Source organism: Candidatus Polarisedimenticolia bacterium (assembly GCA_036004685.1).
In the GTDB taxonomy this organism is placed as follows: Bacteria; Acidobacteriota; Polarisedimenticolia; order Gp22-AA2; family AA152; genus DASYRE01.
The window spans coordinates 57,001-75,018 of record DASYRE010000005.1 but is presented as its reverse complement, the minus strand read 5'-3'; the positions used below and the strand labels follow the sequence as shown (position 1 = coordinate 75,018).

Annotated in this window: 15 protein-coding genes and 1 pseudogene; 10 read left to right on the top strand and 6 right to left on the bottom strand. The window is 67.6% G+C overall.

The annotated features are described in order from the left end of the window. The 8 genes from VGR67_00685 to VGR67_00650 form a co-directional block, all read left to right on the top strand. Window positions 1-529, top strand: a 529-nt coding sequence (locus VGR67_00685) for a hypothetical protein (protein HEV8334917.1), incomplete at its 5' end; no start/stop codon positions are given. 125 nt (window positions 530-654) lie between these two features. Then, on the top strand, window positions 655-1,842 hold the full coding sequence (locus VGR67_00680; protein ID HEV8334916.1) for a hypothetical protein: 1,188 nt from the start codon (window positions 655-657) through the stop codon (window positions 1,840-1,842). Continuing rightward, on the top strand, window positions 1,842-4,904 hold the full coding sequence (locus tag VGR67_00675) for a TonB-dependent receptor (GenBank protein ID HEV8334915.1): 3,063 nt from the start codon (window positions 1,842-1,844) through the stop codon (window positions 4,902-4,904). The genes VGR67_00680 and VGR67_00675 overlap by 1 nt, the downstream gene beginning before the upstream one ends. Window positions 4,905-4,992: 88 nt before the next feature. Continuing rightward, a complete protein-coding gene (locus VGR67_00670; protein HEV8334914.1) occupies window positions 4,993-5,766 on the top strand; it encodes a DUF3450 family protein in 774 nt (257 codons plus the stop codon). Then, window positions 5,763-7,193, top strand: a complete 1,431-nt coding sequence (locus VGR67_00665; protein ID HEV8334913.1) for a MotA/TolQ/ExbB proton channel family protein — start codon at window positions 5,763-5,765, stop codon at window positions 7,191-7,193. Before VGR67_00670 ends, VGR67_00665 begins: the two co-directional genes overlap by 4 nt. A gap of 10 nt (window positions 7,194-7,203) precedes the next feature. After that, on the top strand, window positions 7,204-7,620 hold the full coding sequence (locus VGR67_00660; protein ID HEV8334912.1) for a biopolymer transporter ExbD: 417 nt from the start codon (window positions 7,204-7,206) through the stop codon (window positions 7,618-7,620). Next, a complete protein-coding gene (locus tag VGR67_00655) occupies window positions 7,617-8,345 on the top strand; it encodes an energy transducer TonB (protein HEV8334911.1) in 729 nt (242 codons plus the stop codon). The genes VGR67_00660 and VGR67_00655 overlap by 4 nt, the downstream gene beginning before the upstream one ends. Window positions 8,346-8,347: 2 nt before the next feature. Further along, on the top strand, window positions 8,348-9,706 hold the full coding sequence (locus tag VGR67_00650; protein HEV8334910.1) for a tetratricopeptide repeat protein: 1,359 nt from the start codon (window positions 8,348-8,350) through the stop codon (window positions 9,704-9,706). A 61-nt stretch (window positions 9,707-9,767) separates the two neighbouring features. Here the strand turns inward: VGR67_00650 and VGR67_00645 are convergent, their stop codons facing one another. Together VGR67_00645 and tmk are read right to left on the bottom strand one after the other, a co-directional pair. Beyond that, window positions 9,768-10,601 carry a thymidylate kinase gene (locus tag VGR67_00645; protein ID HEV8334909.1) on the bottom strand — a complete coding sequence of 278 codons (834 nt, stop codon included), beginning with the start codon at window positions 10,599-10,601 and terminating at the stop codon, window positions 9,768-9,770. After that, window positions 10,598-11,281 carry a dTMP kinase gene (tmk, locus tag VGR67_00640; protein ID HEV8334908.1) on the bottom strand — a complete coding sequence of 228 codons (684 nt, stop codon included), beginning with the start codon at window positions 11,279-11,281 and terminating at the stop codon, window positions 10,598-10,600. Before tmk ends, VGR67_00645 begins: the two co-directional genes overlap by 4 nt. Window positions 11,282-11,445: 164 nt before the next feature. Between tmk and VGR67_00635 the strand changes: the two genes are divergently transcribed. Together VGR67_00635 and VGR67_00630 are read left to right on the top strand one after the other, a co-directional pair. Continuing rightward, window positions 11,446-12,324 carry a CHAD domain-containing protein gene (locus tag VGR67_00635; protein HEV8334907.1) on the top strand — a complete coding sequence of 293 codons (879 nt, stop codon included), beginning with the start codon at window positions 11,446-11,448 and terminating at the stop codon, window positions 12,322-12,324. Then, a pseudogene (locus tag VGR67_00630) lies at window positions 12,321-13,685 on the top strand (Ppx/GppA phosphatase family protein). The gene VGR67_00635 and the pseudogene VGR67_00630 overlap by 4 nt, the downstream one beginning before the upstream one ends. A 149-nt stretch (window positions 13,686-13,834) precedes the next feature. Here VGR67_00630 and VGR67_00625 read toward each other — a convergent pair. The 4 genes from VGR67_00625 to hemA form a co-directional block, all read right to left on the bottom strand. After that, entirely contained in the window at window positions 13,835-14,782 is a 948-nt protein-coding gene (locus tag VGR67_00625) for an RNA polymerase sigma factor RpoD/SigA (GenBank protein HEV8334906.1), read from the bottom strand. Between the two features lie 142 nt (window positions 14,783-14,924). Next, complete coding sequence (locus tag VGR67_00620) at window positions 14,925-15,722, bottom strand: uroporphyrinogen-III synthase (protein ID HEV8334905.1); 798 nt, start codon at window positions 15,720-15,722, stop codon at window positions 14,925-14,927. After that, entirely contained in the window at window positions 15,719-16,669 is a 951-nt protein-coding gene (gene hemC, locus VGR67_00615) for a hydroxymethylbilane synthase (protein ID HEV8334904.1), read from the bottom strand. The genes VGR67_00620 and hemC overlap by 4 nt, the downstream gene beginning before the upstream one ends. Beyond that, complete coding sequence (hemA, locus tag VGR67_00610) at window positions 16,647-18,002, bottom strand: glutamyl-tRNA reductase (protein ID HEV8334903.1); 1,356 nt, start codon at window positions 18,000-18,002, stop codon at window positions 16,647-16,649. Before hemA ends, hemC begins: the two co-directional genes overlap by 23 nt. Between the last annotated feature and the right edge of the window lie 16 nt (window positions 18,003-18,018).

Here is an 18,018-nt window from a genome sequence, read left to right as displayed (position 1 = left end):
CGGCAGCGCCCTGGCCGCCCTGCCCGACCCCGTCGTCTCCATCGATCCCAGGCCGGCGCCCGGCAGCCCGCTGCTCACCACCAACCGCACCGCGCCCAGCGACGGCTTCTTCGAGCCCGTCTCCTACCGCGGCGCGTTCGGATCGACGAACTGGTCGACCTCCTGGACCAACTTCGGCCGGCTCGGCTACGTCACGGGATGCAGCGCCACCTCTTCGGTCGTGCCCGACGAAGTGCAGGGAGTCGCGGCCGCCGGAGCCGGCTCGTACGTCTGGAGCCGCCCGACGCTTCCCGGACTGACGGGCGTGCAGTTCTTCGACGTTCTGCGCTCCACCAGCTCCGCCACTTTTTCCTCGGCGACGTGCCTCGATCCCGACGGCACGGACACCGAGATGACCGATGCCGGCAACCCGGCCGTCGGGCAGACCTATTACTACGTGATCCGGGCGGAGAACGGTTGCGGCTCGGGCACCCTCGGATTCAGGAGCGATGGAGTGGAGCGGACGGGATTGAGTTGCTCCCTCCCGTAACGCCGGACGGTTCGGATTCATCTTTCGGGAGGCACGTCTCCGCTCCCCGGGCGCGCGCCAAGCGCGCCCGCCCCTTTTTCTGGACGGCGCCCTTCCGGGCCTCTTTGTCGCGGGAGTCGCATACGATGCAACGACGTCTCTCCTTTCGCGCCGGCTCTCCGGTCCTTGCCCTTCTCTGCCTCGCCGCCCTCGCCGCGCCTGCCGCCGCTGCGCCGCCGGCGGCCGGAGGCCTTCCCGCGTTGAATTACGCCTTTCGATTCGCCTCGGCGATCGAGACAGACCCGAAGGATCGCGCCAAGGCGCAGGAGCTGGTGCTTTCCGAGTACATGCGAACCGGCGCCCTCGACGAGGCGCGGGAAAGGGCGGAGTCGATCGAGGGGTGGCGCCGGGGCGCCGTCTACGCCGATCTCGCCACCCTCCTCGCGAAACGAGGCCGAACCGACGAAGCCCGAAGCCTGGTCGCGAAGGCGCAGGAAGTCCGGGCGGGAGTCACCGGATGGGAAGGGCCGAGAATCCTCGCCCATATCGGCACGGCTCTGGCCGCGCTCGGCGATCAAAACGCGTTGAGCGGCATCAGCTCCGATCTCGCCGCCGCGGATCCGCTTCAATACTCCGGCCGCGCCGCGGCGACTCTCGCCGCCCGCGACGCGGCGCGGGGAGAGGTCGGCCCGGCGCTCCAGAAGCTCGACTCGTTGCAAGGCAACTCCGACTTCGAGATGGCCTGGTGGAGGACGGCCGGCTATCTGGACGTGGCGCGGCAGGAGAAGCTCTCCGAGGCCGATCGCTTGAAGGCGCTGGACGCCGGAGCGCAGGCGGCCGAGGGGATCGCCGGCTGGAAGCGCGCCGAGGCTCTGGAGAGTCTCGCCGAAGAGTATCAGCGGCTGGGCCGCCGGGAGCGCGCCGAAAGATCGCTGCGATCGGCCCAGGCGGCGCTGGGTTCCTCTTCCGCCTCGGGAGGCCAGGCCGCGCTTCTCTCGAACCTGGCGGAAGCGTGGGCCAAGCTCGGCGAGCCGAAAAAGGCGATCCGGCTTCTCAAGCAGGCGGAGTCCGCGGTCGGCGACGCGATGGTCATCGATCGGCCGGGGATCTACGCCAACCTCGCCTCGAGCTACCGGCGCGCCGGGGACGCCGTCCAAGCGGGCCGGCTCTACGAGCGCGCGCTCGACGACGCCGCCCGCCTCGAGAACGCGCGGCCGCGGGCGCTGGCCGTGGCCGCCGTCTGCCGGCAGATGGGAAGAAACGGTGTGGAGCTCGAGACGAAGACGCGCGCCCGCCTCGACGCCCTGCTCGCCGGCCTGCGCGATCCCTGGTGATGCCGAAGGCCTGGCTCCGGGACCGGCGGCTCCTCTCCCGGCTCGGCCTGCTCCTGGGTCTCCTCGTCCTCGCGTCGCGCCTGGCGGCGCAAGAGAGGCCGCCGGGGTCGGTCCGCGGTCTGGTCGTGGACAAGGATTATGACGCCCCGCTGCGCCAGGCGCGGGTGACGATTCTCGAGCTCCAGCTCGCCGTCTCCTCCGGCGAGGACGGCACGTTCCGGTTTCCAGCGGTCCCCCCCGGCGCTTACACCCTGTCGATCACCAAGGACGGATACGAGCGGAGCCTTTACTCGGGGGTGATCGTCCTTCCCGGTCAGGTGAGCGACGTCCGGGTCGCCCTCGTCTCCGAAGTGGTCGATCTCGAGGAGCTGGTCGTCACGGGAGACGACCTGTTCTCCGACAGCGAAGCGGGGCTGCTCGAGGTGCGCTCCGCCGCCGTGAATGTGCAGGACGCCGTCTCCGCCGAGACGCTCGCCAAGACCGGGGCGGGGGACGTCGCGGGGGCGCTCAAATTCGTCGTCGGCGCGTCGGTCGTCCAGGGGAAATATGCGACGATCCGCGGCTTGAGCGACCGCTACACGGGGACGACGCTGAACGGCGTGCGCCTGCCGACCGCCGACGCCCGGCGGCGCGCGGTCCAGATCGATCTCTTCCCCACCGGGACGATCGACGACGTGACCGTCTTCAAGACCTTCACTCCCGATCTCCAGGGGGACTTCACCGGCGGGGGGGTGGACATCCGGACCCGATCGGTCCCCGACGGCCCGCTGCTCTCCGGATCGGCGGGCGCGGAATACAACACGAAGGCCAGCGGGAACGACCGGTTTCTCACCTACCCGGGAAGCGGGGCGCGATATCTGGGCTTCGCCGGATCGGAGCGCGACCTTCCCGAAGAGGCGGACGAGAAGCTCCCGCCCTTTCCGAATCCCACCTACAATCCGAATCCGGCGCAGATGGCGGCCGCCGAGAAATGGGACGCGATGGTGCGGTCGTTCGAGCCGGTGATGGGAGTGAATCGCCAAGCGCCCGGCGGGAACACCAGCTTCTCGCTGGTCGCCGGCAACCGCTTCGACCTGGGCTCCGAGCGGACCCTCGGCGTCCTGGGGGCGTTCACCGAATCGCACAAGTACGACTTCTACGAGCGGGGGCAGAACAACAGCTATCAGATCTCGGAGCCGGACCAGCCGCTCGTCGCCGTCGCGCCTCGCGTCGACAGCCGGGGAGTCGACGAGGTCCTGGCGAGCCTCCTGGCAAGCGCCAGCTTCCGCGCGGGGCCGCGGCACGAGGTGGGGCTGCGGATCGTCGCCAATCAATCGGCGGAGGACGAATCGCGCTACCAGGTCCTCGGCACCACCAACGTCGAGCAGAACCAGAGCCTCCACTACACCGAGCGCTCCCTGCGCTCGTGGCAGCTCTACGGCGATCATCACTGGCCCGACGCCGCCTGGAAGGGAATCGGATTCGACTGGGTCGCCGCGTGCAACGCCAGCCGCCAGAACGAGCCCGACGTCCGATTCTTTCGCAACACCTTCGATCAATCGACCTTGTCGGGAGGCAAGCCCTCGAACAGCACCGACGCCGACAACTCAAGGCGGATCTTCCGCGATATCGACGAGGAAGGATGGCAAGCCGCCCTCAACTTGAGATTTCCCTTCACGCTGTCGGGCAACGAGGGCCTCGTGAAAGCCGGCCTGTTCGCCGATCGGATCGATCGGAACTATGCGCAGCAATCCTTCTATTACGTCTTTCCGAGCCAGCCGGGCAACAACCCCGCTTCCCGATCCAACCAGGAGAAGGGGCTGTTCGTGGCGGCCTCCCGCGAGCAGTTGTGGACCGATTTCTTTCTCCGGCCCGATCGGATCGGACTCGCGGGGAATCGATGCCCCGCGGGGGGAACGATCTCCAAGCCGAGCGCGCTGAACTGCGCGGCGCGCGACCAGCTTCTCTGGGTTCTCGAAGCGGACGACGAGAACGACGTCGACTATCAGGGGGATCAGAATATCGGCGCCTTGTACGCGATGGCGGAGATTCCGCTCCATCCGAAGCTGAAGTTCATTGGAGGCGCCCGTTTCGAGACGACGGGGCTTTCCATCCGGCCGGAGAACCGGTTCGGCGTGGTCAACGTCATCGAGGTCCAGCCCAGTGGCGACCGGGGAGTGATCCAGATCCCGCAGGCGGAAGGGGCAACCGACATCGACGAGTCCTCGCTGCTTCCCTCGCTCGGGGTGGTTTACGCCCTCACCCCCAAGATGAATCTGAGAGCCTCCTGGAGCCGCACGCTGGCGAGGCCTACGTTCCGGGAGCTCGCCCCGCTGGCCACCGAAGAGTTTCTCGCCGGAGACGAATTCGTCGGGAATCCGGACTTGAGGATCACGCAGATCGTCAACCACGATCTGCGGTGGGAATGGTTCCGGCAGCCCGGGGAGGTCCTGGCGGTGAGCCTGTTCGAAAAGCAACTGACCGATCCGATCGAGCTGGTCAGCTTCTTCGCCGGCGGCCGCACCTTCGTCGAGCCGGTGAACTACCGGCGCGGCCAGGTGCGCGGCGCCGAATTTGAGATCCGTTATCCGTTGGGGGAAGTCCTTCCTCCTCTCGAGGGCCTGGAGATCGGGACGAACTTCACGATCATCCATTCTGAGGTCGAAGTTCCGAGCTTCGAGCAGGCGTCGCTCGCCCCTTTCAATCTGGACGAGCCGAGGCGACGCCTTCTGGGACAGCCGAAGTACCTGTTCAATGCCAATCTGACCTGGGACAGCGACCGCCTCGGCTCTTCGGCCGGGGTGTTCTACAACGTCGTCGGCGACATGCTCCTCACGGGAGCCGCCAAGGGTTCTGACGGCGGGGTCCCGAGCACTTTCGAGACCGTCTTCCGGACTCTCGACGCGACCGTCACCCAGAGGATCCTGAGCGAGCCGTGGAATCTTTCCGTCACCTTCAAGGCGAAGAATCTCCTCCACCCCGATCGCCGGACCGAATTCCGGACCCCGGAGGAGGATTCCCTGGTCAAGAGCGTCCACCAGACCGGCGCCACCTACTCCCTCGTCTTCGGCCTCAAGTGGTAACCCGTCCGTGACGCGACGACATCGTTTCGTAACCCAACCGTCACCTTCCCGAACCCGGTTCGTGACCTGGATCCCCGATACTCGCCGCATGAAGCGATCGGTGTTGGCGATCCTGCTCGGTGCGGCTCTTTCCGGCGTTTCCCCGGCGCCTGCCGAGGACCGGCCGGCGGAGGGCAGCCTGGAATCGACGCGCGCCATCGTGGCCCGATGGGTCGAGACGCGGGAGGTCATCTCCCGGGAGACCAAGGACTGGGCGCAGGCCCGGGAAATGCTCACGGCCCGGATCGACATGCTCACCAAGGAAATCGCCACGGCCGAGGAAAAGCTCGGGGAGGCGGGCGACCAGCGCCGGGAAGCACTCAAGACGCGCGGGGAGGTCGATTCTGAGGCGGCCGGCCTCAAGGCGATCACCGGGCACCTCGGCGGCCAGGTGCAGGATTTGGAGTCCCGAGTGAGGGGGCTGGTCCGCTTCGTCCCGGAATCGATGCAGGAGAAGTTTGCCCCGCTCCTCCAGCGGATGCCCGAGAATCCCGCGCTGGCGAAGGTGTCGGTCGCCGAGCGGTTCCAGAACGTGCTGGGAATCCTCAACGAGCTGAATCGAATCCACAGCGAGATCAACGTCGTGACCGAGATTCGCGCCCTTTCCGATGGGAAACCCTCGGAAGTGAAGACCGTTTACGTTGGCCTGGCCCAGGCCTATTACGTCAGCGCCCGCGGGGAGGCCGGCACCGGAAAGCCCGGGGAGGCCGGTTGGACATGGAGGGCGGACGATCGCCTGGCCCGGGACGTCAACGAGGTCCTGGAAATCCTTCAGAACAAGAGTAGTCCCCGGTTCGTGTCGCTGCCGGTGGAGGTGAAATGATCCCGCGCAGCTCCAGGTTTACGGCGCTCTCGATTGGGGCGATGACGTGGCTCTGCCTCGTGCTTCCGGCCCAGGCGGCACCCCAGGAGATGCAGCGCCTCGGGGCCGACGCGCAGCGCGATCTGGAAACTAGCCTGGCGGAGCTGACCCAGCTGCGGGAAACCATTGCCGCCGAGAAGCTCCCCCTTTCGAAGGAGCTCGGGCGCCTGGAGTCCCGGCTCGCGGACCTGCGCCGGGATTCCGATCGGGTCTCGCGAGAGACCGACACCGGCACACTCGACCTGGCGAACCGGCGCACCGAGCTGAAGCTCCGCCAGGACGAGGTCGCCTACCTCGGGAACCTCCTCGAGGAATTTCGCGCCAATTTCGAGTCGCGGGTCCATTCCAGCGAGCTGCAACGCTACGAGCCGATTCTCCGGGCCGCGAAAAGCGCCTCCGACGATGCTTCCCTCTCCGTCTCCGACAAATTCGATCTCAAGCTCGCCGTGGTCAAAACGTCGATCGTGCGCCTGGAGAAGGCGCTCGGTGGGGAGCGCTTCGACGGGAAGGCCGTGGACCCTCAAGGAGCGCTTCAGGACGGCCGCTTCGCCCTCATCGGACCGGTGGCTCTGTTCGCCTCGCGCGACGGCAAGACGGCCGGAGTCGCCGTGGCCCAGACCGGCTCTTCCACTCCCGCGGTCCGTCCCCTCGGAGATCTGACCGCGGGCGCCGCCCGGGTGGTTACCGAAGGGCGGGGCTCCCTGCCCCTGGATCCGACCCGAGGCGCCGCTCTCAAGGCGCTCATCCAGCGCACCAGCCTGATTCATCTGTTCCTGAAGGGCGGACCGATCATGTGGCCCCTGCTGTTCGCTTCGATCCTGGCGTTGGGGACCGTCGCGGAGCGCATCGCCTTCCTGATGTCCGAGAACCGCCACCGGGACGAGCACACGCTGCAGGAGATGCTGGACGCCGTGGAAACCGGAGACGTCGAGGGGGCGCTGCGCATCGGCAAGGCATCGCGCTACTTCGTCTGCCGCGCCCTGACCTACGCCCTCGAGCACCGGCAGAAATCGATCTCCAACGCCTTGATGCTGGCGCAGTCCCTGGAGATCAAGCGAATGAGCCGTGGGATTCCCATCCTGGACACGGTCATCACCCTGGCGCCCCTGCTGGGACTGCTCGGGACCGTCACGGGGATGATGAGCTCCTTCTCCCTCATCGGCGGGGAGCTCAGCGCTCCCTCCGCCATCACCGGCGGGATCGCCGAAGCGCTGATCGCCACCGCCTTCGGTCTCGGCATCGCCATCATGGCGCTCATTCCGTTCAACTATCTCAACAGCCGGGTAGAGGGGGCGCGTCACGAGCTCGACGCCGCCGCCACGCGCCTGGAGCTTCTCCTCCAGCCGCATCGGGAGACCCTGAGCCTCCCGAGCGCCGTGGCGTCCTGAGGAGGCCTCGATGCATGGCGGAGGAGGAGCCGGCCGGCGGGCGCGGATCGAGATCATCCCCCTGATCGACATCATCTTCTTCCTGCTGGCCACCTTCGTCATGGTCTCCCTCTCCATGACCAAGAACCAGGGAGTCCAGGTGGCGCTCCCCGGCGCCTCCTCCGCGGCGGCGCTGGTCGAGCCGGCGCAGCAGAGCAAGGCGCTGACCCTGAGCGTGAACGGCAAAGGGGATGTCTTCTTTAACAAGGAGAAGATCACGCTCCAGCAGCTCCCGTTCCGGCTGCAGACTTTCAAGTCCGGCGAGAAGGACCCCAAGGTGATCATCAACGGCGACGCCGGCGCCGACTTCCGGGTCGTCGTTGCCGTGCTGGACGAGGTGCGCAAGATCGGCATCGCCAAAGTGGGCATCTCAACGGAGAAGAAATGAAGAAAACCATTCTCGGGCTCCTGGCCGCCGTGATGTTTCACCTGGCGGTGATCCTGTTCGGCGGACTCTTGTTCCACAAGCCCGCGGGCAGCGACAAGAAGGCCCGGGTGCAGGAGGTCGACCTCCTCGCGCCGGAGGACCCTGCGAAAGCCAAGGACGCGAAGACCAAGAAAGAAGAGAACCCGCCGGCGGACGAGCCGAAGGCAGAAACCCCTCTCGAGCGCGATGAAGCAGTGCCGGACTTGAAGGAGCTGGAGAAATTGGAAAACGCGGGCCCGGCGGTTCCTGCCCTGGACGCCCTCAGCTTGAGCGCCATGGAGGACTTGATGAACCCCTCGGCCGGCGGGGCCTCGGGATTTCTCTCCGAGGGTGGGGACCTCGCCTCGGGAGGCCAGATCGGCGGCGTGGGAAAGGCCGTGAAGGAGAACGGCCCGGACCTCTTCGCGCTGGCCGAGCTCGATCAGAAGCCGCGCCCTCTCGTCCAGGCTCCGCCGTCCTATCCGGTCGAGCTGCGCCGCCGGAAGGTCGAGGGAAGCGTCTACGTTCTTTTCGTGGTGGATGAGCAAGGAAGGGTCCTGGATCCGAAAGTGGAGAAGTCTTCGAATCCCGAATTCGATCCACCCGCTCTCGCCGCGGTCCGGCAATGGAAGTTCGAGCCGGCGGTGAAGGGGGGCCAAAAAGTCCGGTGCAAGATGCGCGTTCCCTTGCGCTTTTCGGTGGGATAGGCGTGCTTCGATTCAGACGGATCCCGGCAAGGCTCGCCCTGCTAACGCTCGTCCTTGGGGCCGTCCCGGCGCTCGCCGGCGAGGACCCGTGGAAAAGCCCGGAATTCCAGAAGCAGTTCCTGGGAACCTACGGAGTCCTCGCCGAGGTTGAGCCCCGCCTCTCGCCCGAGGAGCGCGCCGTCCTGGAAAAAATCATCCCTCTTCTTTCGGGCAATCTGGCCAAGGCGGCGGAGCAGCTCGCTGCCGCGACGACTCCGGCCTCCAGCGCCCTGCTGGATTTCACCTTGGGGAACATTCATTTTCAGCTCGATCAGCCCGACGAGGCCGAGAAGCACTACCGGCGAGCGGTGGAGAAGTTCCCGAGCTTCCTGAGGGCGTACAAGAACCTCGGTCTGGTCTGCGTGCGTTTGGGAAACACGGCGGACGCCATCAAGGCGTTCACGCGGATGATCGAGCTGGGCGGCGGCGACGCCCTCAGCTACGGACTGCTGGGACAGGCTTACTCCGCCCAGGAGGATTTCCTGGCGGCGGAGTCCGCCTACCGCCAGGCGCTTCTTCTCCAACCCGATTCGTTGGACTGGAAGGTGGGCCTCGTGCGCTGCCTCTTCCGCGAGCAGAAGCTCGCCGAGGCCGTTGCAATGTGTGGCGAGCTGATCGAAAAATATCCCGACCGGGCCGACCTCTGGCAGCTGCAGGCGAGCGCCTACCTGGGCCTGAAGGAGCCGCTCAAGGCGGCCGAAAACTACGAGATGCTCACTCGCCTCGGCCATGCCGACGCGGAAATGCTCTATACCCTCGGCGACCTCTATGTCAACGAGTCTCTGCTCGATTTGGCCGCCCGGGCCTACCTTCGGGCGCTGGAGCAAGAAGGTGAAACCGATGCCGGACGAGGCCTCCGATCCGCCGAGATCCTATCCGCCCGCGGCGCGACCGAGGCCGCAAAGCGGATTCTGGCGAGAATTCAGGAACGGTTCGGCGAGAGTTTGTCGGACGAGCAGAAAAGTCGGAACCTCAAGCTGCAAGCCCGTATTGCCGCGACGAGCGGATCGGGACAGGAGTCGGCGAAGATCCTCGAGGAGATCCTCGCCCTCAACCCGCTCGACGGGGAGGCCCTGATGCTCCTGGCGCAGCAATTCGCGAAGACGGGGGAGTTCGAGAAGGCGGCTTTCTATCTCGAGCGGGCCGAGGGTCTGGAGGGATTCGAGGCCGATGCCCGCGTCCGGCACGCCCAGCTTCTGGTCCGCCAGTCCAAGTTCACGGAAGCGCTGCCGCTGCTAAAGCGGGCCCAGGAGCTCAAGCCGCGCGAGGAGGTGGCGAGCTACCTGGAGCAGGTCGAGAGAGCGGCGCGATCGCAGCGCTAGCTCCCCGCGGCCGCGGGTACTGGTGTTGCACAACCGACAGGCCGGCGAGAGAGGCGTCCGGTCAGGGGGCGGGAGCGTGGTCCGCCGGCGCCGCCCGGGAGGCGCGGCTCTCACGGATTGGACGCCGGCGCGAAACCTCCGGCTCGAAGAGGAGGGGCCGCAGCGTCTCGATCCCTTCGGTGAGGGTCTGGATCTTGCGCTGCTCCAGCAGCGCCTGTACTTTGCGCCGGATTCTGGCCTGAATCTCGTCCATCGAAACCGCCGCATTCACCGTCACGAAGCCGAACTCGGACGCCATCCGGTTGTATTCCCGGATCAGCCGCCACTGGTACTTGCGGAAGGACTCGAACAGATCGGAGCCGAAATGGAGATCCATCCCGGCCTCCCAGTAGTCCATGCCGCGGCTGCGCAGGATCCGCGGAATCAGCGTGTCGACATCTATCTTCAGATATAGCGTCAGGTCAGGGACCAGGGCGAAGCCGAAGACGTTGCGGATCCAGGCGGGATCGGCGCCGCGCACCACACTGCGCGCGAAAGCGGTGTACATGTAGCGGTCGGCGATGACCACGAAGCCGGAGCGCAGCGCCGGGATGACGATCTTCTCGAGACGGTCGGCGAAATCGGTCGCGTACAGGAGGCTGAAAGTAAGCTCGTTCAGGTTGTGGCCCGCCTTGGCCGCGCCGATCGTCTCCGACATCAGCTCCGAGCGGGTCCAGCCGGTCTCGATCACCCCGTAACCCTGGACCTCCAGCCATTCCTTGAGCATCTTCACCTGGACGGAGCGGCCGACTCCGTCGGTCCCCTCCAGCGTGAGGAGCGTGCCGTTCAGACGGGCGATGTCGGTGTAAGGGAGGCCGTGCGCGAAGTATGATTTTCCCGGGCGAATTGATCTCATCGTCTCTCCATCTCCGGCGCCTGGTCGTAGAGTCTCGCCACGATGCCGCGGACCTTCTGCTGCTGGCTGTCGATGCTGCGCGTGCCGTCGATGACCTGAAATCGATATTCGGGAGCCATGCGATCGTACTCGGCGAGGACGCGGCCCTGGAAAAGGCGGAAGCTCTCCACCGGATCACGGCTGAGCCCCAGGTCCATCCCCGCCTCGTAGAACTTGATCTTCGCCCGGGTGCCGAGAATGCGCTCCACCGCGATGTTCATTGGCACCCTGAAATAGAAGACGGCGTCCGGCTCGACCGCGAACGAATAGAGATCGCGCACCCAGGCGGCGTCGACCCCCCGGGCGATGTCGCGCGCGAACGCGGTGTAGACGTAGCGATCGGCCAGGACCGTCATGCCGGCCTTCAGATAGGGAATGATGTGATACGTGAGGCGATCGGCGAAATCGGTGGCGTGCAGGAGGCTGAAGGTGGTCGGGGTGAGGAGGTTCTTCTTCTTGCCGCGCTTGGTGGCCTGGCGGACGAGCGCCGAGGAGTTCCATTCGGTGAAGAAGGCCTGCTGGCCTCTGGCTTCCAGCCATTTCTGCAGCAGCTTGATCTGGGTGCTCTTCCCCGAGCCGTCGATCCCCTCGACGACGATGAGTCGCCCCTTCCGGAGGGCGCTCCTCTTTCCAGACGGCATTATGACTCCGGGGTTTTACGGTCAGGAATTCCACTATAATCGATTCTCCCGGCCCTGAAAAGTGACGAAGCGGTGACAATCCTGAAAATATCGCTGCCGGCCCTTAACGATCCGGAGTCGCAACCCTGTATCCTATGAACGAGATAGGTCTTTTCGAGGAGGTCATGTCCCCGGTCGCTCCGCCGCGCGACTCCAGCCTCTCCCGCCGCCGGCTGCGGCGGTTGCTGGGCTCCCGCTCCGCAACGGTGTTGCGGCAGATCGCCAAGGTCCGCGCCAGCTCCGATCCGGACGCGATCCACGATCTCCGGGTCGCGACCCGCCGCTTGCAGGAGGCGCTCGACTTCTTCGAGCCCTGCCTGCCGGCGCGGGCCCGCCGCCGCCTGGCGCGCCGGGCGCGCCGCATCCGGCGAGCTCTCGGGGAGATTCGCAACGCCGACGTGACGCTCAAGATGGTCAGCCTGCTGCGCTCGGAATGGGGTCCCGAATCCTCCCGAATGCTCCACCAGCTCCGGGATCGCCTGCGGAGCGAGACCGCCGCCTTGCGCCGGAAGGCCACGGGGCGCCAAGGGGTGCCCGTCGCCGGGGCGCGCAAGCGGAGCCGCGCCCTTCTGGCCGGCCTCGACGGCCGGCGCGAATTCGAGCTCGCGCCGCGAGCCAGGCGGGTCCTGGAGCTGCGGGTGGGGGAAGTTCTGGGCCGCCTCCCGCCGGCCCGGACCGGAGACGCGGAGGCGCTGCACCGCCTGCGCCTCGCCGTGAAAAGCTATCGCTACGCCTTGGAGATCCTCGAGGACCTCGGCTGGCGCGGCGCGCGACCGGGGATCGCCACGGCCCGGAAGGTCCAGGAGGAGCTGGGACGGATTCACGATCTCGACGTTCTCTCGGAGCTGGTCCGCAGGATCCCGTCGGCCGGCGCCGAGGAGCTGATCGAGCGGATCGCGCGCGATCGGCGCCTCCGGCTCGCCTCGTTCCGGAAAGTCCTGGGTGACTTCCGGCCCGACGACGTGCGCGCCGACTTCGCCGGCGCCGGCTTGCCGGACCGATGAAGCGGCGCCGGCTCGCGATCATCGACATCGGCTCCAACACCATCCGATCGCTGGTGGTCGAGACCCTCCCCAATCGGACCTACCGCATCTTGGACGACGAGCGCGAAGTGGCCCGGCTCGCCTCCGGCCTCAACCGGGCCGGGCGGCTTTCGGAGTCGGCGATTCAGCGCGCCGTGAAGGCGCTCAAGAGGATGGCGGAGATCGCCCGGGCGCGCGGCGTCCACAGGGTGGCCGTCGTCGCCACGAGCGCCATCCGGAACGCTTCGAACCGCCAGACCTTCCTGGATCGGGTGCGCAGCGAGACGGGATTGAGGGTTCGCGTAATCTCGGGGTCCGAGGAGGCTCGCCTCGCCTTCGAGAGCGCGGCCGGAAGCTTCAACCTGGCAGATCACCCCTGCGCCGTGGTCGACGTGGGCGGCGGGAGCACCGAGCTGATCCTCGCCCTGGGACGGCACATCCGGCAGGTCTATTCGCTCAAGCTGGGATGCGTGGGCCTCACCGAGGAATACCTGCGCTCCGACCCGACGCGCGGCAAAGAGCTCAAGGCTCTGAGGAAGGCGGTCCGCGAGGCGATCGACGCGCAGCGCATCGCCCCCGACCCTTCTCCGCAGTTCGTCGTGACCTCGGGCGGCACCGCCACCGCCGTGGCGCAGATGGCGATGGCCCGCCAGGGGCTCTCGGGGCGATCCGTCCAGGGTTTCGAAATGACGCAGGCCGAGCTCCTCCACTTGCGGGACGCGCTGCTGCGGCGCACTCTCGACGAAAGACGGCGGATGCCCGGCCTGGCGCCGGACCGCGCCGACATCATCGTCGCCGGCGTGACGATCCTCTGCGAGATCATGCTCCACCTGAAGGTGAACGTCCTGCGCGTCAGCACCCGGGGGATTCGACACGCCCTCCTGAGCCGCCTGATCGGACGCGTGCCGGGACGGGCGGGTCTTCCACCGGCCCATCCTCAGCGGCTCTCCGCCGCCGAGTCGTTCGGCAGGTCGCTGCGCTTCGAGCAGGATCATGGCGAGCAGGTCCAGCGGATCGCGGTCTCTCTCTTCGACCAGCTTTCGAAGCCGCTCCGGCTTCCCGCCGAAGGACGGGACCTCCTGGCGGCCGCGGCCCTCCTGCACGACGTCGGATACGTCGTCAGCTACCGGCAGCATCACAAGCACAGCTACCACCTGATCGCCCACGCGAACCTGGACGGATTCACGCCGCGCGAGCGGGAGATCATCGCCCTGATCGCCCGTTACCACCGCCGCTCGGTCCCCCGGAAGAAGCATGAGGAGTGGGCCAAGCTCCAGCGTGACGATCGCACGATGGTCCGCCAGCTCTCCGCCTTGCTAAGGATCGCCGACGCTCTCGACCGGCGCCATTCCCTGGGCATCCGGGAGGTCCGAGGCGAGGCCGACCCCCGCCGCGTCCGGTTGACGCTGTTCTCGGCCCGGAACGTCGACGTCGAGATCCACGGGGCCCAGGCGAAGTCGGATCTTTTTCAAAGAGTCTTCGACCGGGAGGTTCAGTTCCGCACCATCCGATCCCCGGACCGCCCGGACCGCCCGGGCGCCCGTTCCCGCGAGGCCGCCCGGCCGGCGCCAGCCGCGCGAGAACCAGCCGCCGGCCGGCGGGCTCCCGCACGGCGCGAAGCGGGCCGCGAATCGCCACCAGCGCGCTGACGCAGCAGGATACGTAAGAGCCGCGCCTTGGCGCAGGACTCAATCTGGCGCACGCGCTCGTGGGACAGCCCCAGGCGATGGCCGGTCTCCTTCAAGGTGAGCGCTTCCTCTCCGTCGAGGCCGAACCGCAGGGCGACGACTCTGCGCTCCTTCTCCGCGAGACGGAACAGGGCGCCGCTCACCAGCGCCCGTTCTTGCCCGCGAAGAAAGAGCTGCTCCGGATCGGTCCTCGAATCGGCGGAGAGCCGGTCCGCGAGCGTCCGTCCCTCCCGAAATCCCGCCGATTCCTCCAACGAGGCGTCGGATCCCCCGATGACCTGAAGGCGCTCCACGGCGCTCGGCGGGAGGCCGGTCTCCCTGGCGATTTCCCCTCGATCGGCCCGGCGCGCAAGCCTCTCCGAGAGCTTGCGCGCCGCCCCCTCGACGACCCGGAGGTCCCGGAGAAGATGGTCGGGAACCCGTACCAACGACGAATGGCGGTCGAGCGCGCTGCGCATCGCCTTGCGGATCCACCAGACCGACCAGCTGATGAAGCGCACCCCGCGATCGGGATCGAAGCGGCGGGCCGCCTCGATGAGGCCGAGATTGCCTTCGCTGACCAAATCCTCGAGAGGAAGGCCGCGGTGGCGGTACTGTTTCGCCACGCGCACCACGAAGAAGAGATGTGATCGGACCAGATCCCATGAAGCTTGGGCTTCGCGATCGGATGCGGCGGACGGCTCCTCGGCGTCTCGAACGGCGCGGAGGTACCAGGGGGCCCATGAACTGTCGAGGGTTGAATGTCCGGCCATGGAGAGGTCCCTCCGATTTCGCGGCCACCCGGGAATCTCGAAGCCGCGGCGGCTCCCCGGAGGATCGCTTGGCGGCGTTGCAGCCAGGTTTCGGATCGGTGAAGAGCCGGTGAATTGGGCGTGAGCGCGACGGGGACGGGGCTCAGGGGGAGGAGGGCGAGTAGTACTCGACGATCGCGTCGGCGAGGTCCGGGATCGTGCTCCGGGGGGGGACGACGTCGGGAACGAGGCCTCGCGAGCGGGCGCATGCGGCGGTCACCGGCCCGATGCAGGCGACCCGGAAGCCGCCGGGGACGCCCCGGCTGGGCCCCGCCAGGTCGAGGAAATGCAGCACGGTCGAGGAGGCGGTGAAGGTGACCATGTCGACCCCCTTCTCGAGCGCCGCCCGCAACGCTTGCCGATTCTCTTCGGCGGCCCGCGTCCGGTAGACCGGCGCCACGCTCACGCTCGCCCCGCGCCGCTCGAGCGCCTCGACCAGAAGCTCCCGGGCCTCCTGCGCCCGCGGGATCAGGATCCGCGCGCCGCGAATCGTCCTTCCGCGCAACGCTTCCAAGAGACCCTCCGCCTGGAATCTCTCCGGAAGGCGGCTGACCTCGAAGCCGCGGCGCAGAAGACGCTCGGCCGTTTTTGGCCCGACGGCCGCCAGCTCGACCCGAGCCAGCCGGCGTGGATCCGCTCCGCGCTCCTCGATCCGGCGCAGGAAGCAGTCGACCGCATTGGCGCTCGTGAACAGGACCAGGGAGAACTCTTCCAGAGCCTCGATCGCGCGATCCGCCGGCTCCCAGGAATCGGGCGGCTCGAAGCGAATCAGCGAAATCTCGACCGCCTCGGCGCCGGAGGCCTGCAGGAGATCGGAAAGCGCGCCCGCCTGCTCGGGAGAGCGGGTGACCAGGATGCGCCGGCCGGACAAGGGCAGTCCCGCCGGTCCGGAAGCGCTCATGGTGCCTCTCGCGATCCCGGCGCCATCAGATCCGCGGCGCCCGAGGCGAGCATCCGTTCTCCCAGCTTCTTGCCGATCGACTCGGCGCCCTCCGCGGCGCCGCGCTCCTCGTCCCGCAGCACCCGCGATCCGTCCGGGGCGGCGACCGCCCCCTGCAGGAAGAGCTCGGATCCCTCCACGACCCCGAGCGCCCCCACCGGCATCTGACAGCCTCCCCCGAGGGCCTTGAGGAAAGCCCTCTCCGCCCGGGTCGCCGCGGCGGCGGCCGGATCTTCCAGGCCGCCGCGCAGGAAGTCGGACAGCGCCGCGTCGGAGGCGCGGATCTCGATTCCGAGCGCTCCCTGCCCGGGGGCCGGAAGCATCATCGCGAAGGGCAGCGGCCATCGGACGACGTCCTGGATGGCGAGCCGGTTCAGCCCCGCCGCGGCCAGGACCAGCGCCCCGACTCCCCCTTCCCGGAGCTTGCGCACGCGCGTGTCGACGTTGCCGCGAATCGGCTCGAAGCGCAGATCGGGTCGCAGAAACCGAAGCTGGCCGATGCGTCTCGGACTGCCGGTGCCGACGACGGCGCCGTGAGGGAGATCCGCGAGGGAGCTTCCCTCGGGGAGGATCAGGACGTCGGCGGGATCCTCGCGGGCCGGCACCGCCGCGATCCGCAAGCCCTCGGGCTGCGACAGGGGAAGATCCTTCAGGCTGTGGACCGCGAGATCGATTCGGCCGGCGAGCAGCTCCTCCTCGATCTCGCGCACGAAGATCCCGACCGTCCCGGAAGCGAGCAGCGTCGACTGCGATCGATCGCCGCCGGTCCTGACGATCCGGATCTCCGCCCGCGCTCCGGCCTCGTCAAGACGCGCCTGAATCCAACGGGCCTGAAAGAGCGCCAGGGGGCTTCCCCGGCTGCCGATGACGAGGGGCTCCGGGGAATCAGGTCGCGTCGGGATCGTCATGGTCTGGCGGCGCGGACGGGGCCTCCGAGGGCGCCGCCTCGCCCGCCGGGGAGGGGCCGGACGCGCGCTTCTGGATCCCGAACACTTCGCGGAAGAAAAGGACCCGATCCGGGCCGGCATGGGTGCGGGCCGATTCCTTCAAGGCGCGGATCGGATGGTGGAGGATCTTGTTCATCAGGGAGTCGGTCATCTCCTCGACGGCCTGCCGCTGCTCGAGCGTGAGCCCCGAGAGCCTCGACCGGAACCGCTCCATCTCCGAGGTCCTGAGATCGTCGAGGCGCTGCCGCACGTCCACAATCACGGGGGAAAGATCCAGCGTCCGGACCCAGGCGTGGAACGCGTCCGCCTCTTGCCGCACGATCTCCTCCGCCACCTTCGCCTCGACCTCCCGCTCGGCGCGGTTCGCGTTCACCACCCCCGTGAGATCGTCGAGGTCGTAGAGAAACACGTTGTCGATCGTGTTGACGCGGGGCTCGATGTCGCGCGGCACGGCGATGTCGATGAAGAAGATGGGCCGGCTCTTCCGGGCGCGGATCAGCTTCTGCACCTCTTCATACCGGACGATGAAGTGCGGGGCGGCCGTGGAGGAGATGACGATGTCCGTCTCCTCCAGGTATTCCAGGATTCGATCGAAGGAGACCGCCTGCCCCGCGAATTTCGCCGCGAGCTCGACGGCCCGCGGGAAGCTCCGGTTGGCCACCAGCACCGAGCCGATCCCGCGCTCCACCAGGTGCCGCGCCGCCAGCTCGCTCATCTTGCCGGCGCCGATCAGGAGGACCTTACGGCCGCTCAGATCCTCGAAGATCGTGCGCGCCAGCGTGACCGCGGCGTACCCGACGGAGATCGGATGGCGCGCGATGCCGGTCTCGCTGCGGATCTTCTTGGCGACTCCGAGCGCCTTGCGAAGGAGCGGGTCCAGGACCGCGCCGATGCTCTTCGCCCGCAGGGCCGCCTGGTAGGCCTCCTTCACCTGTCCCAGGATCTGCGCCTCACCGAGCACCATCGAGTCGAGCGAGGCGGCGACCCGGAAAAGGTGATGGACCGCCTCCCGGTCTGCCATCCGGTAGCAATAGCGATCCAGCTCCTCGGGGGGGACGCCGCGCTCGGAGGAGAGGAACGATCGCACGACGCCCGCCGCGTCGCGCGCCCCGTCCGAGGCGTGCCCCAGAACCTCCGTGCGGTTGCACGTGGAGAGGATGAGCCCCTCCTTCAAGGAGGACGATCCGGCGAGGCGGCCGAGCGACTCCTCTAGCGTGGACGCCGGAAAAGTCATCTTCTCCCTCACTTCCAGGGGAGCCGTGCGGTGGTTCAGGCCGAACAGGATGATGGACATGGCTTCAAGCCGGCCG

What these genes read in the sequence shown, in the direction of transcription:
- VGR67_00680 (HEV8334916.1), top strand. Translation starts at nt 655, where the DNA reads ATGCAACGACGTCTCTCCTTTCGCGCCGGCTCTCCGGTCCTTGCCCTT.
- VGR67_00675 (HEV8334915.1), top strand. Translation starts at nt 1,842, where the DNA reads ATGCCGAAGGCCTGGCTCCGGGACCGGCGGCTCCTCTCCCGGCTCGGC.
- VGR67_00670 (HEV8334914.1), top strand. Translation starts at nt 4,993, where the DNA reads ATGAAGCGATCGGTGTTGGCGATCCTGCTCGGTGCGGCTCTTTCCGGC.
- VGR67_00665 (HEV8334913.1), top strand. Translation starts at nt 5,763, where the DNA reads ATGATCCCGCGCAGCTCCAGGTTTACGGCGCTCTCGATTGGGGCGATG.
- VGR67_00660 (HEV8334912.1), top strand. Translation starts at nt 7,204, where the DNA reads ATGCATGGCGGAGGAGGAGCCGGCCGGCGGGCGCGGATCGAGATCATC.
- VGR67_00655 (HEV8334911.1), top strand. Translation starts at nt 7,617, where the DNA reads ATGAAGAAAACCATTCTCGGGCTCCTGGCCGCCGTGATGTTTCACCTG.
- VGR67_00645 (HEV8334909.1), bottom strand. Translation starts at nt 10,601, where the DNA reads ATGAGATCAATTCGCCCGGGAAAATCATACTTCGCGCACGGCCTCCCT.
- tmk (HEV8334908.1), bottom strand. Translation starts at nt 11,281, where the DNA reads ATGCCGTCTGGAAAGAGGAGCGCCCTCCGGAAGGGGCGACTCATCGTC.
- VGR67_00635 (HEV8334907.1), top strand. Translation starts at nt 11,446, where the DNA reads ATGTCCCCGGTCGCTCCGCCGCGCGACTCCAGCCTCTCCCGCCGCCGG.
- VGR67_00625 (HEV8334906.1), bottom strand. Translation starts at nt 14,782, where the DNA reads ATGGCCGGACATTCAACCCTCGACAGTTCATGGGCCCCCTGGTACCTC.
- VGR67_00620 (HEV8334905.1), bottom strand. Translation starts at nt 15,722, where the DNA reads ATGAGCGCTTCCGGACCGGCGGGACTGCCCTTGTCCGGCCGGCGCATC.
- hemC (HEV8334904.1), bottom strand. Translation starts at nt 16,669, where the DNA reads ATGACGATCCCGACGCGACCTGATTCCCCGGAGCCCCTCGTCATCGGC.
- hemA (HEV8334903.1), bottom strand. Translation starts at nt 18,002, where the DNA reads ATGTCCATCATCCTGTTCGGCCTGAACCACCGCACGGCTCCCCTGGAA.